At 27.6% G+C, this 14,749-nt stretch carries 11 protein-coding genes; 10 read left to right on the top strand and 1 reads right to left on the bottom strand.

All coding sequences use genetic code 11. The features are described from left to right. The first annotated feature begins 24 nt into the window (after nt 1–24). The 5 genes from argH (at nt 25) to panC (ending at nt 4,987) form a co-directional block, all read left to right on the top strand. The gene (gene argH / locus IC175_RS10800; RefSeq protein WP_227432534.1) at nt 25–1,341 is read left to right on the top strand and encodes an argininosuccinate lyase; all 1,317 of its coding nucleotides are present in this window, start codon (nt 25–27) and stop codon (nt 1,339–1,341) included. 281 nt (nt 1,342–1,622) lie between these two features. Next, nucleotides 1,623–1,961, top strand: a complete 339-nt coding sequence (locus tag IC175_RS10805; protein WP_021385441.1) for a DUF2325 domain-containing protein — start codon at nt 1,623–1,625, stop codon at nt 1,959–1,961. 418 nt (nt 1,962–2,379) lie between these two features. After that, the gene (locus IC175_RS10810; RefSeq protein WP_227482912.1) at nt 2,380–3,318 is read left to right on the top strand and encodes a DUF2520 domain-containing protein; all 939 of its coding nucleotides are present in this window, start codon (nt 2,380–2,382) and stop codon (nt 3,316–3,318) included. Further along, on the top strand, nt 3,293–4,120 hold the full coding sequence (gene panB, locus IC175_RS10815; protein ID WP_227432535.1) for a 3-methyl-2-oxobutanoate hydroxymethyltransferase: 828 nt from the start codon (nt 3,293–3,295) through the stop codon (nt 4,118–4,120). Before IC175_RS10810 ends, panB begins: the two co-directional genes overlap by 26 nt. Before the next feature lie 18 nt (nt 4,121–4,138). Continuing rightward, nucleotides 4,139–4,987 (top strand): pantoate--beta-alanine ligase, encoded by an 849-nt coding sequence (panC, locus tag IC175_RS10820; RefSeq protein ID WP_227851507.1) that lies wholly within the window; start codon nt 4,139–4,141, stop codon nt 4,985–4,987. A 251-nt stretch (nt 4,988–5,238) separates the two neighbouring features. Here the strand turns inward: panC and IC175_RS10825 are convergent, their stop codons facing one another. Beyond that, nucleotides 5,239–6,528, bottom strand: a complete 1,290-nt coding sequence (locus tag IC175_RS10825) for a D-alanyl-D-alanine carboxypeptidase family protein (protein ID WP_227432537.1) — start codon at nt 6,526–6,528, stop codon at nt 5,239–5,241. Nucleotides 6,529–6,607: 79 nt separating this feature from the next. On the opposite strand from IC175_RS10825, the gene IC175_RS10830 reads away from it, so the two are divergent. From IC175_RS10830 to IC175_RS10850, 5 genes are all read left to right on the top strand, one after another. Further along, entirely contained in the window at nt 6,608–7,312 is a 705-nt protein-coding gene (locus IC175_RS10830; protein ID WP_227432538.1) for a DUF655 domain-containing protein, read from the top strand. 92 nt (nt 7,313–7,404) lie between these two features. After that, on the top strand, nt 7,405–8,451 hold the full coding sequence (gene selD / locus IC175_RS10835; protein WP_227432539.1) for a selenide, water dikinase SelD: 1,047 nt from the start codon (nt 7,405–7,407) through the stop codon (nt 8,449–8,451). Between the two features lie 54 nt (nt 8,452–8,505). Continuing rightward, nucleotides 8,506–9,885: an L-seryl-tRNA(Sec) selenium transferase gene (gene selA / locus IC175_RS10840; protein ID WP_227851583.1), complete on the top strand. Its 1,380-nt coding sequence runs from the start codon at nt 8,506–8,508 to the stop codon at nt 9,883–9,885. Between the two features lie 74 nt (nt 9,886–9,959). Beyond that, nucleotides 9,960–11,843, top strand: a complete 1,884-nt coding sequence (selB, locus tag IC175_RS10845) for a selenocysteine-specific translation elongation factor (protein ID WP_227432540.1) — start codon at nt 9,960–9,962, stop codon at nt 11,841–11,843. A gap of 105 nt (nt 11,844–11,948) precedes the next feature. Next, nucleotides 11,949–14,687: a PAS domain-containing sensor histidine kinase gene (locus IC175_RS10850; RefSeq protein WP_227432541.1), complete on the top strand. Its 2,739-nt coding sequence runs from the start codon at nt 11,949–11,951 to the stop codon at nt 14,685–14,687. The last annotated feature ends 62 nt before the right edge of the window (nt 14,688–14,749 follow it).

A 14,749-nucleotide genomic window follows, 5' to 3' on the forward strand; every position in this document is an offset into this window, starting at 1 on the left:
AAATTAAAATATGAGGTGAAAAATATGAAATTATGGGGTGGACGCTTTAGAAAAGCTGAAAATCAACTTATGGAAGAATTTAATAAATCTTTTGGGTATGACTGTATACTATACAAAAAAGATATCGAAGGAAGTATAGCACATGTCTATATGCAAGTAAAATGTGGGCTTTTAACAGATGAAGAGGGAAAAGCTATAACAGAAGGTCTAAATGGAATACTTGAAGATATTGAAAATGGGAAATTGGCATTAGATGGAGATTATGAAGATATACATAGTTTTACTGAGATAAACTTGATTCAAAGAATAGGTGATGTTGGGAAGAAACTTCATACAGCTCGTAGTAGAAATGACCAAGTTGCAGTTGATATGAGATTATATGCCAAAGAAAAGGCAAGTGATTTAGTGGGGTTAATATCTGGATTTAAAGAAACTATAAAAGATGTTGCTGATAAAAATTCAGTAATGATGCCAGGATATACTCATCTTCAAAGAGCGCAAGTGGTAACTTTTAAACATCATTTGATGGCATATTATAGTATGTTTGATAGAGATGAGAAAAGAATAAAAAATGCTATAGAAATATTAGATGAATCACCTTTAGGTTGTGGAGCTTTGGCAGGAACTACACATGATATAGATAGAAATATAACTTGTGAGCAATTAGGATTTAAAAAAGTTGTAGATAATTTTATGGATGGTGTAAGTGATAGAGACTATTTATTGGAACTAATGAGTGATTTTTCAATTATAATGATGCATTTAAGTAGACTTAGTGAAGAATTGATACTTTGGAGTTCTCAAGAATTTGGGTTTGTTGAAATAGATGATTTATATACTACTGGAAGTAGTATAATGCCTCAAAAGAAAAATCCTGATGGTGCAGAACTTATAAGAGGTAAGACTGGTAGAGTATATGGAAATTTATTTGGTCTTTTTACAGTGATGAAAGGTATACCACTAGCTTACAATAAAGATATGCAAGAAGATAAGGAAGGCTTCTTTGATAGTGTACACACTCTTGAAATGTGTATACAAATAATGGAGAGAATGATAGCTACATTAAAGGTAAATGAAGATAAAATGAAACAAGCAGTTAAAAATGGGTTTTTAAATGCTACAGAAGTTGCTGACTATCTAGTTAAAAATAATGTTGCCTTTAGAGATGCACATGGAATTGTTGGAAGTATTGTGATATATTGTGAAGATAATAAAAAAGCAATAGAAGATTTGACACTAGAAGAATTACATAAGTTTTCAGATGAATTTAAGGAAGATATTTATGACTTTATTAACTATGAAAGTATATTAAACAAAGGAATAAAAAAGAATTTAAAATAATATAGGATATTAAGTTTTAAAAGCTGTGAATTTTAATGAGTGGTATCATTAAAACTTACAGCTTTTTATTATATAAAACATTATTTATAATGCAATATCAATAACTTTTAGAGCCAATAAATTTAAATTTATTAACACTAAAAAGTTACTAAAAATAAAACCTTCTATTATTAAAATGATAATTAATATCAATAAGTATTGACAAAATTATTTTTAGATATTATTATATATAGTATAAATAATAATGAAAATCAATATCAAATAAGGCGGGAGGCAGTCTAATGAACTTATTAGTGATTGGTGGCCATGAAAGAATGGAAAAAGATTATATGGTTATGGCCAAGAAAAAAGGTTATAAAACAAAAGTATATACTACTATGTCATCTAAATTAAATAACTCTATAGGAAAACCTGATGCTGTTGTTATACTTACATCAACAGTTTCACATAAGATGTCTAGAACAGTTGAGTCTCAGGCTAAAAAACAGGATATACTAATTGTAAGACATAAAAATAGTAGTAAGGTAGCATTTAATGAATGTCTAGATATGGTTGATGAATGTCTAGGAAACTGTTCAAAATGTAAACTTAACGATAAGCAAAAACAGAAAAATACATAAATATATAATTTAATAAGTTTGAGAATACATATTCAATATGTGTTGAGTGTGTGAAATAAAGTGTGCATTCTTCCAAAAAGTTGTGATAGTAAAGATATCACAATATACAAGGAAGGAGCACATTTTTATTTTTTAACAAAAATAAAATGTTAAAGAGATTATTGAAAAATATTATTTTAATTATTTTTAAGTTAAGTGCATTTTTAGTAAAATAAGAAAACATAAATAAAAACATATTAACTTAATTTTTGTAGAATTAATTGTCAATTTTTTATTTAAATGGTAGAATATTCATGGATGGTATCTTGTTATAAGAACTATACTTTAAATGTTTTTAATTATTTTGTCTTATATAACTCATATCTTCATGAATGAGATTGGAAATTAAGATGTTGTATCACAAGTTGGAGGTGATACTATTAAAATAGGATTTATTGGTTCTGGAAAAGTTGGGACATCTTTAGCAAATTATTTTTTGTCAAAAGATTATTGTGTAACGGGCTTTTATGGAAGAAATCAATTATCTTTATTAGAATCAACAGATTTAACAAAAACAAAGATTTATAGTAACTTGAAAGACATTATTTATGAAAATGATATATTATTTATTACAACATCAGATGATTCTATTGAAATCATAGACAAAAAACTTTCCAAATTTAATTTAAAACATAAATACATTTGCCACACAAGTGGTTCTTTAAAATCTAGTATATTGTTCTGTTCAAAAAAAGCAGGTGCATTAATTTATTCTGTCCATCCTATATTTGCATTTTCCAATAAAAATACTGATATTAAAAAAATGAAAGACATTTGTTTTTCCATAGAAGGTGATAATGAAAAAGATGATTTATTTATTCAAAATTTTATAAATAGCTTAGGAAATCGATTTTTCATAAGAGATAAAAATACTTCATCCACTTATCATGTGGCCAATGTTTTAGTTTCAAATTTAGTGTTATCTTTACTATATGTAGGAGTAAGTTACTTTATTAAATTGGGTCTATCTGAAGAAGAAGCTTTAAAAGCTATAAATCCTTTGGTCAAAATAAATATAGAAAATATACTTGATAATGGATTTACTAAATCCCTTACTGGACCTGTTGTTCGTGGTGATATAACACCAATAAAAAAACATTTATCAGCATTAGATAAAAAAGATGAAGATATTTACAAAATACTCTCCTTAAATCTACTAAAAATAATAGCCTTGGAAAATGAAGATTCATTAAAATGTACAAAAAATATTTCTATAGAAAATGCAGTCGAAGATTTAATGAGTAAATCTGAAAAATATAAAGAGATTTACAAAATTTTAGGAGGAAAAAACAATGAAAAATACTATACTGACTTTTAAAAATGCTAAAAGTGATGGAAGGAAGCTATCTATGCTTACTGCTTATGATTACTCAATAGCAAAAATAATGGATGAATGTAATATAAATGGTATTTTAATAGGAGATTCATTAGGAATGGTCGTAAAAGGTGAAGAAAACACTCTATCTGTTACTATAGATGAAATTATATATCATACAAAAGCTGTAAAAAATGGTGCCAAAAATGCCTTAATTGTAAGTGATATGCCATTTCTATCTTACCATGTTTCTACAGAAGAGGCTGTTAAAAATGCTGGCAGACTTGTAAAAGAAGGTGGGGCACATGCTGTAAAATTAGAAGGTGGCTCAAACGTTATAGAACAAATAAAAAACATTGTAAATGCTCAAATACCTGTAATGGGCCATTTAGGACTAACACCTCAATCTGTAAATTCATTTGGTGGATTTAAGGTTCAAGGAAATACTAGTGAAACAGCAAAACAACTTATTGAAGATGCTAAATTAATAGAAAAAGCAGGAGCATTTTCTATTGTCCTTGAAGGAGTTCCTGCTAAAATAGCTGAGAAGGTGACTAATTCTATTTCAATTCCCACAATAGGGATAGGAGCAGGAATTAATTGTGATGGTCAAATTTTAGTTTATCAAGATATGTTGGGGATGTTTGGAGATTTTGTACCTAAATTTGTAAAGCAATACGCAAATATAGGAGATATAATGAAAGATTCAATTAAAAATTACATACTAGAAGTTGAAACTGGCGTGTTTCCACAAGAAAAACATAGCTTTTCAATAAATGAATCTGAATTAGAAAAATTATACTAAGATTAAGGATGGTACAAAATGCTTGTAAAAGAAATAAAATCACTAAGAAATATAATTAAAGATTGGAAAAAAACTGGCTATTCTATAGGACTTGTTCCTACTATGGGATTTTTACATGAAGGACATCAAAGCCTTATTAAAAAAGCTGTAAAAGAAAATGATAAGGTAGTAGTAAGTGTATTTGTAAATCCAACTCAGTTTGGACCAAATGAAGATTTTAACAGTTATCCGAGAGACATAGAAAAAGATTTTAAATACTGTATAGATAGTGGTGCATCAGTAGTCTTTAACCCATCATCAGAAGAAATGTATTTGAAAGGCAATTGTACTACCATAGATGTGTCTGGACTTACAGATTTTCTTTGTGGTTCTAAAAGACCTGTTCATTTTGGTGGTGTATGCCTAGTTGTTTCAAAACTTCTGAATATAGTAACTCCTGATAAAGCTTATTTTGGAGAGAAAGATGCTCAACAATTAGCAGTAATTAAAAGGATGGTCAAAGATTTGAATATAGACACAAAAATAATAGGATGCTCTATAATTCGTGAAAAAGATGGTTTAGCAAAAAGCTCAAGAAATACATATCTTTCAAAAGAAGAAAGAAAAACTGCTTTAGTTTTAAATGAAAGCCTAAGCTTGGCAAAAGAAGAACTGGCAAAAGGAAATCTAGATGTAAAAAAAATAAAAGAATTAATAACATCTAAAATAAATTCTGAAGATTCAACAAAAATAGATTATGTTGAAATTGTAGATAGTGAGACATTACAACCTGTTGAACATATAGAAAATTCTGTACTTGTAGCAAGTGCTGTTTTCATAGGAAAAACTAGATTAATTGATAACTTTACATTTCAATTTGATATATAGGTTGTTGTTTTATACAGTATAGATAATTAAAAAAATGATATTTTATAAAAAGAAAAATTTAAAAATTAGATTTGCTTAAGATTATGATTAATTGTAATTATATGGGAGGTCTCAAAATAAAAATTTGGGTATCTCCTTTTTTGTATAAAAAAGAAAAGGGATTCCTAAGAACTCCTTTTCTATGTGATAATTGTTCTTTAAAAAAACATTATAATTATAGCAGATAAGGGTGTTATAAATAAGTGGTATTGCTATTTTCTCATATTTCTTTTTCCTCTAGACTTTCTTTTATTATTCTTTTTAATATTTGAAGCTATTATAAATATAACTAGAAGTACTAAAATAGCCATAATAATTTTAATAGAAAGCATCAAAGTTTTATTTTCAGTTATAAATGGAAGACTACTATCAAGGTTATTTTTTGCAACTAAATCTATACTCTTTTCTAGCTTACCACTATTATATATATTTAAAGTACCAACCTTAGTACCTTTTTTTACAGGTAAATCAATTTTATCTAGTTCAGTTTTAGTATTGTAGTCACCTTGAGACTCATTTTGTCCTAAAGTTATCTTATAACTATATTTTGGTTCATAAATTAATTCATGTTGTTTTGTAAATAATACTTTTTTAGTATCAGTATATTTTTCTTTATCAACAATAGTAGCGCATTTAAAGTTATCAAATCCATAATCAATTAAGATGCGTGAATCTAAATATAAATCGTAATTAGTTGAATTAAATACAGCAGCAATGACTCTTCTTCCATCTTTTACTGCACTAGATAAAAGACATTTACCAGCAGCATCAGTATATCCTGTTTTTATACCATCAACTATATCGTATTTTATATCTATAGATTGACCTTTATATGTAATCTTATCATGTGATGTTAAAAATTTATTAGTATTTACAAAATATCTTTCATAAGGGTATGCTTTTGTAGCATCAAACTTAAGTGACTTAGTTTTTACAATCTGTCTAAAAACATCATTATTCATAGCTTCTCTGGCCATAAGAGCCATATCATGAGCTGTAGTGTAATGATTTGGGTCTGGTAATCCATGAGGATTGTTAAAATGAGTGCCAGTAGCTCCAATATCTTTTGCCTCAGAATTCATAAGGTCAACAAATTTTTGTACATCTCCTTCACCAACATATCTAGCTAATACAAAGGCAGCATCATTAGAAGAATGAATCAAAAGAGCGTTTAATAATTGTCTTACAGTGAAAGCTTCGCCTTCTTTCAAGTACATACTAGAACCCTCTATCTGAGGTAGGTTTTTAATTTCTATTACTTGATTTAAATTCTTAACCTTTTTCAGAACTAAACAAGCTGTCCATGCCTTAGTTGTTGAAGCTGGATAAAGCTTAGAATCTCCAGATTTATTATACAATATTTTTCCAGTTTCATAGTCCATTAAAACGGCATGTTTGGCAACTATAGCTGGTTCATCATCTGCAAAAGATATATTAGAACTTCCTAAAAATGAAGCAAATATCAAGAAACAGATTAATAAAAGTGATAAATTTCTTTTCATTGTGAGCCTCCAAAATTTAAATTCATCTTTTAGTATAGCATATTTTTGTCAATAATTAAAATGAAGGAGTGATTAATATATGAAAAAAAAGGTAAAAATTATTTTGTTTTCTATGGTATGTTTTTTAACATTGTCAGCAATAATCATTAATCGGTTAGATGTCTTCAAAGAAGATATTTATGTTGTAAGTAAAAATAATTCACATAATAAAAAAACAGATAAGGTAGACAAAATAGTTAAAAATGAAGTAAATAAGCATAATAAATATGAGGGGAAAATAGATAAAAATATTCAAATTAATAAAATAACTATATACATAAGTGGAGCAGTGAATAGACCAGGGATTGTAACTATAGAATCAGATAAGAGACTTTATGATGCTGTAGAATTATTAGGTGGAACAACAAAAGAAGCTGATTTAAATGGAATTAATTTATCACTAAAGTTAGAAGATGAACAACATTACATAATACCTAAAATAGGAGAAACAATATCTGTTACAAGCAACAGCGATTCTAATAAGCCAAGTCTAGAAAACGAACCTAAAAATGAATCTGAAAGTAAAAATAATAAAAATCTATCTGATAAATCAAAAATAAATATAAACACAGCAAAATTAGAAGAACTGGATGCTTTACCTGGAGTTGGAGAAGCTACAGCTAATAAAATTTTACAACATAGAGAAGAAAATGGACAATTTGATTCAATTGAAGATATAAAAAATGTGAATGGGATAGGAGATAAAAAATACGAAAATCTAAAAGATTTAATTTGTATAGACTAAAAATATAATACAAAACTCACTTATAGATATGGTATTATAAATATGTATGTATATGTGTGTATATGCGGAAATTTAGTAAAGGAGGTACTTTTATGAAGAAGGAACAAAAAAAACTTACAGAGATGACAACAGCAGGTGGATGAGCAGCTAAAATAGGGCCAGAGGTTCTGGCATCAGTTTTATCTCAACTGCCTAAAAATGATAATATAGAAAATTTATTAGTAGGATTAGATACAGCAGATGATGCTGCTGTGTATAAGTTAAATGATGATATGGCACTTATTCAAACACTGGATTTCTTTACACCAATGGTAGATGACCCATTTGTATTTGGTCAAATTGCTGCATCAAATTCACTATCAGATGTATATGCTATGGGAGGAAAGCCTTTAGTTGCAATGAATATTGTTTGTTTTCCATCATGTCATGATATGGATGTACTTGCAGAAATATTAAAAGGTGGATTTGATAAAGTAAAAGAAAGTGGTGCACTATTAGTCGGAGGGCATACTGTAGATGACCAAGAACCTAAATATGGTCTTTCAGTTTCTGGAATTGTAAATCCAAATAAAGTTTTATCAAATGCTACTGCAAAGCCTGGCGACAAGTTAGTTATAACAAAGCCAATTGGTGTGGGTGTATTAAATACAGCCATGAAAGAAGGTATGGTAGAACAACATGTATGTGACAAAGTAGTAGAAATAATGATACATTTAAATAAATATGCAGCAATGAGTTTTGATAAAATTGATGTAAATTCAGTTACAGATATCACTGGATTTGGTTTACTTGGGCATGCTTTAGAAATGGCTAAAGCTTCTGAAGTGAGTATTGAAATTGATTCAAAGCATGTTCCAATTATCGAGGGTGCTGTAGAAATGGCAGAAATGGGAATCATACCTGCTGGGATGTATAAAAACATGCATTATGTATCAAAAGATGTAGAAATTGTAGGAGATGTAGAAGTTGCAGTTCAAGATATTTTATATGACCCACAAACTTCTGGAGGGTTATTGATTTCTGTAAAAGAAGAATTAGCAGAAGAACTTGTAAGAGATATGAAGTTAAATGGAGCAATAGAAGCAAAAATCATAGGTTCTGTAGTGAAAAAAGGGGAAAAATATATTAAAGTTTTATAAAATATTATATGTAGAGAAAGAGTGATTATTTTGAGCAAAAGAGAATTATTTGCAATGTTACCTTCAGTTGATGAAGTATTAAGTGATAATAGAATAGTAGAAATAATAGAGGAATATCCTAGAAGTTTAGTTTTAGAATCTGTAAGAGAAGTGATAGATTTTAAGAGACAATTTATTTTAAGATTAAAAGAGGATGCATCTAATTCTGTAACAATAGAATTTGATGAGATAATAGAATCTTCAATAGAGAGAGTTAAATTAAATTACTCATTATCATTAAAAAAAGTTATAAATGCAACTGGTACAGTTATTCATACAAATTTGGGGAGGTCTTTACTTAGTGAAGATATAAAAGATGAATTATGGTGTGCTGCTTCAAGATATTCAAACTTGGAATATGATTTGGATAATGGAGAAAGAGGCTCAAGATATTCTCATTTAACTAATACAATAAAAAGACTTACTGGTGCAGAAGATGTACTAGTTGTAAATAATAATGCAGCAGCAGTGCTTCTTGTACTTAGTACAATGGCAAAAGGAGGAGAAGCAATTGTATCACGTGGAGAGTTAGTGGAAGTAGGAGGTTCTTTCCGAATTCCAAGTATAATGGCTCTTAGTGGTGCAGAATTAGTGGAAATAGGCTCAACTAATAAGACACACTTAAAAGATTATAAAGAAGCTATTACAGAAGAAACTAATGTATTGATGAAAGTTCATACAAGTAACTATAGAATTATGGGATTTACAGAGAGTGTATCTATCGAAGAACTAGTTAATTTGGGTAAAAAATATAAGTTACCTGTAATAGAAGACCTAGGAAGTGGAGTATTTATAGATTTATCAAAATATGGATTATCTTATGAACCAACTGTATTAGATTCTATAAGACAAGGTGCGGATGTAGTTACTTTTAGTGGAGATAAAATGCTTGGTGGGCCACAAGCAGGTATTATAGTTGGGAAAAAAGAGTATATAGAAAAAATGAAGAAAAATCAACTTACTAGAGCTCTTAGAGTCGATAAGCTTACAATATGTGCACTTGAAGCAACTTTAAGGATGTACCTAGATGAAACAAAGGCTGTAGAAAACATACCTACTTTAAAAATGTTGACATATAGCATTGGAGAATTAGAAGCAAAGGCAAATAAATTATTTGAAAAAATAACTGACTTAAATCTAAATGCTAAGATAAACATAGAAGATGGATTCTCTCAGGTAGGAGGAGGGTCTATGCCTCTTGAAACAATAGCCACAAAGGTAATAACAATAACTCCTGAGCATATGAATGTATCATCTTTAGAAAAAAAATTAAGACTCAGTGAAGCTCATATAATAGCTAGAGTATATGATAATAAATATGTTTTAGATGTAAGAACTATATTTGATGATGAATTTGATGTAGTAGTTGAGGAATTAAGAAAAGCCTTTAATTAACTAAATTTGATATAGTAATACTATTAATTTTAATTGAAAATTAAAAGCATTGAAGCTTTGATAGGGGGCAAAAAATGAAAAACGTAGTAATTGGAACAGCAGGTCATATAGACCATGGAAAAACAACTCTTATAAAAGCATTGACTGGAAGAGAAACTGATACCTTGGATGAAGAAAAAAAGAGAGGTATATCAATAAATTTAGGGTTTACTTATTTTGATTTACCAAACAATAGAAGGGCTGGTATCGTAGATGTACCAGGACATGAAAAATTTATAAAAAACATGCTAGCTGGAGCATCAGGACTTGATATAGTTTTACTTGTTGTAGCAGCAGATGAGGGTGTTATGCCACAGACAGTTGAGCATTTAGACATCTTAAGTTTTTTAAATATAAAAAATGGAATAGTAGTTTTGACTAAATCTGATACTGTAGACGAAGAATTTAGAGAACTAGTAAAAGAGGATGTTTGTGAAAAAATAAAAGGTACTTTTCTTGAAAGTGCAGAAATAATTGAAGTTGATTCTGTATCTAAAAAAGGAATAAATACTCTTATTGAAAAAATAGATAAGATGAGTGAGGCAATAGAAGATAAAAACGAAAATTCTCCAGCAAGACTTAATATAGATAGAGTATTTTCTATAAAGGGATTTGGTACTGTAATAACAGGTACATTAATAGAAGGAAAGATAAGTATAGAGGATGACTTGGTTATATATCCACAAGTATTAAAAACAAAGATAAGAAGTATACAAGTTCATGGGGAAAGTAAAGATACAGCTTATGCAGGACAAAGAACAGCAATCAACATATCAAATGTAAAGGTAGATGATATAAAAAGAGGAGATGTTTTGGCTGCTCCAAATTCATTAGAAGAATCAATGATGTTAGATGTGAAATTATCATTGGTAAATCATCTAGAAAAAGGGATAAAGCATTGGGATAGATTGAGATTGTATCATGGGACTAGAGAAATACTTTGTAGAGCAGTTCCACTAGATAAAGATTTAATTGAAAACGGAGAGAATGGATATGTTCAATTAAGACTTGAAGAAAGTATAGTATCTAAGAAGGGTGATACTTTTGTTGTCAGACGTTATTCTCCAATGGAAACTATAGGTGGAGGTGTGATAATTGACCCATCTCCTAAAAAGCATAAGAGATTTGATGAAAAAGTTATAGAGGGATTAAAAATAAAAGAAAAAGGTGAACTTAAAGATATAATAGAAGAATATTTAAAGAGAAATCTAAAAAATTATCCAAATCTAAAAGAAATAATGAGTTATAGTGGTGCTCATGAAGAGCATGTAAAAAAAGCTATTGAGATACTTATATCAGAAAATAAAGTATTGCTTATTGGAAACATGTACATGCATATAAATCAATACAATAAACTGAAGGAAAGTACAATAAATCTTTTAAGTGAGTACCATAAGAAGTATAGATTGAGAAAAGGTATGTTAAAAGAAGAAGTAAGGTCTAAGGTAGAAAGTAATTTTAAGACTAGAGAAATGGATATCTTATTAGAAAAATTATCTACAGAAAATATTATAAAAATAGAAAATAATATAATATCATTATTTGATTTTGAAGTTATCTTAAATGACAAACAAAGAGAAATAGCAAAAAAAATAGAAAAAAAGCTAAAATCATGTGGAGTTTCTTCAATATTGACAATAGATGAAGTTTCTGAAGGAAATCATAACTATGCTGAAGTATTAGAGTCAATGATAGGTAACAAGGTAGAAAAATTGGATGATTTGTATATAATGGATAAAGATATTTATGAAGATGCAAAGAATACTTTAATAAATTATATAAAAGAAAATAAGGAAATAACATTAGGAGAATACAGAGATTTGATAGATTCTAGTAGAAAAAACTGTATGATTATATTAGAAAACTTTGATAGAAACAAAATAACTAAAAGAGTAGAAAACAAAAGAATTTTGTTTTAGCGGAAAATGTCTGTTTTTGCTTTGAGGTATAAAGAAGGAATTATAATGTCGAGTATCGTATAAATTAATTAGTATAAAATATTAATTAAGAGGAAGTGTAAAGTATTGAAGAATATAATACCTGCTGTGAAACCAGATATAAAAGAAAGAGAAGACATGAGCCTTTTATTTATAATAATGGGCTCAGTGCTTTTGTTATTTATTATAAAAGATACAAATAAATATGAAATTTTACTGCATGCTGTATATGCTACATTCTTAATAGCTACAGGAATGATTATATTTAATACTACAAAATTTAAAGTAGATTCATTTTCTACATTTTTAGGATTAGTATTTGCAGCAACTGGAGTATTGGAGTGTATATATTTATTTAATTGTTTAGGTACTAGAGCAGAAGCTGTAATTGGAATTAACATTACAATATCAGCAATGACAGATTTATTTCCTATATTAGGTGTGTATTTAAGTTTTAAATTTGTTAAGGATAATAAACAAATTCATTCGAGCATAATTTTATTTGTAGTAACTGTAGTTTTAACAATATCATCTTTATTCATAATATCTGAAATTTGTAACTCTTTAGATAGAGGGACATTACACTATACTTTAGGGGTTGTTACATCTATATTTATGATAATTGTCTCTATTATGAGTGGAATTGAACTAAACTCAAGTTCAAACGCAAATAAATGGGAATATAGTGAGAAAAAGTTTTTTAATAGAATAATAATAATAACAATCTTATCAAGAGCTCCAAATTTACTACATATAGTAATTGGTAATATACATATAGAAGGTATGTTATCACAAATAACAATAAATGTAGCATTATATTATTTATATAATTATATAGTATCTAAGAATATTAAGAAAACAGCATTGGAATTACATGATACAAATGAAGAATTAACAATAAAAACGGAAAGTTTGAAAGAAAAAAATAAAAAATTAATATATGAAACAGAAAAAATAGAAGAACTTAAAGAAATACTTATAAAAAGAGAATTACGACTACAATCTACTTTAGATGTTGCTGTAAATAGTATAGTTGTGTTTAGTAAGGATGGAGAAATTACATATGCAAATAAAAGTTTTAGAAATATTTTTGGAGATTATAAAGAACAAGATAAATTAAGTTATAAAGTTAAAAATTTTAGTGATTTAATAGAAAGCATTAATTATGTATTTATCAATAAAAAAAATATAGAAAAATTTATTGATACAAGTGACAATAAGGTTTACCAAGCTATATTTGCTCCTTTAATTATAGCTACACAAATAGAAGGAGTCTTATGTGTATTAAAGGACAAAACTAAGAAAAAGGAATACGAACGAAAAGTTATTGAAGCAAATAAGAGAAGTGAAGACTTTTTGGAAAGTGTTGGAGATGGTATAGTAGTACTTGAAGGTAGTAATAAAATATATGTAAATAATGCATGTAGACAAATATTTAAAGAGACATTAGAAAACATCGATTTTTCCTCAATATGTAAAAGTGAAGAAAATATAGAAAAAAGGTATGTAATAGAGGGTGAAGTAAAATATGTAGAGATGAGTTTTTCTCATTATAATAATGAAGGAACTTATAAAACTATTATTGTAATACGTGATACAACTTCTCGAAAGATATCTCAAATAAAACTTGAAGAAAGTCAATCCTCTTATTCAAGATTTATAGATATACTACCTGATGGTATATGCTTGTTAAGAGAAGACTTAAGTGTAAATTATGCAAATAAATCATTTTTGGATATGCTATCTTTTACAAGTATAGATGATGTAAAAGATTCTAATATTAAGATATTAATGAATGCAAATACTGAAGAAAAAATGAAATTTACTGAAAATATGACTAAAGTTTTAAATGAAAATAAGAGTATACTTTTACTAGAATATGAATTAATAAATAATTATGATGATATAGTAGAAGTAGAATTAAGCGCCTTGCCTTTTTCGATATATAACACTAGATATATAATGCTTATTATAAAAGATTTAGCACATAAAAAATACTCTGAACAAGCTGAAAAAGAATTACTTGAAAGATTTAAAACAGATAAAATAAAAACTGAGTTTTTTGCAAATATGTCTCATGAGTTAAAAACACCATTAAATGTTATATCAAGTTCAAATCAATTGGTAGATTCTTTCTATAGAAGTGAAAAAATAAAAGACTATAATAATAATATTAAATCTCATGTTGATTTAGTTAGACAAAGTTCCTATAGACTTCAAAGATTGATAAATAATATTATAGATTTGACAAAGATGGAGTCAGGATTTTACACACTTAAACTTGCAAAATACAATATTGTATCTGTAATAGAAGATTTGTTTATGAATATAGAAGAGTATGCAAGCAGAAAAGATATAAGAATTCTATTTGATACAGAGCTTGAAGAAATCAATGTCTATGTAGACAAGGCTGAAATTGAGAGAATTATACTAAATCTATTATCAAACTGTATTAAATTTACTGATAATGGAGGATGGATATATGTAAACATCTACTATAAAATTGATAAAGTAATAATAAGTGTTAAAGACACTGGTGTTGGTATACCTCAAGATAAATTGGAGTTGATTTTTGAAGAGTTTTCACAAGTTGACAAGACTTTATCTAGAAATACTGAAGGAAGTGGAATAGGACTTGCTATAGTTAAGAACCTAGTAAGTCTTCATGGTGGAGATATAGAAGTAATAAGTGAAGTTAATAAGGGTACAGAATTTTTAATCTCACTGCCAATGAAAAGCTTTAGTAATGAGTATTATACAGAAGATAAGAGAATATACAATCTTCAAGAAAAAATAAAAATAGAATTTTCTGATATATATTATTAGAAAGTTATTAAATTGTAAAAGTAAAATAAAATATTCTATATTTAATAGAGTACATTATAAAA

Source organism: Clostridioides sp. ES-S-0123-01, from assembly GCF_020658415.1.
Classification (GTDB): domain Bacteria; phylum Bacillota; class Clostridia; order Peptostreptococcales; family Peptostreptococcaceae; genus Clostridioides.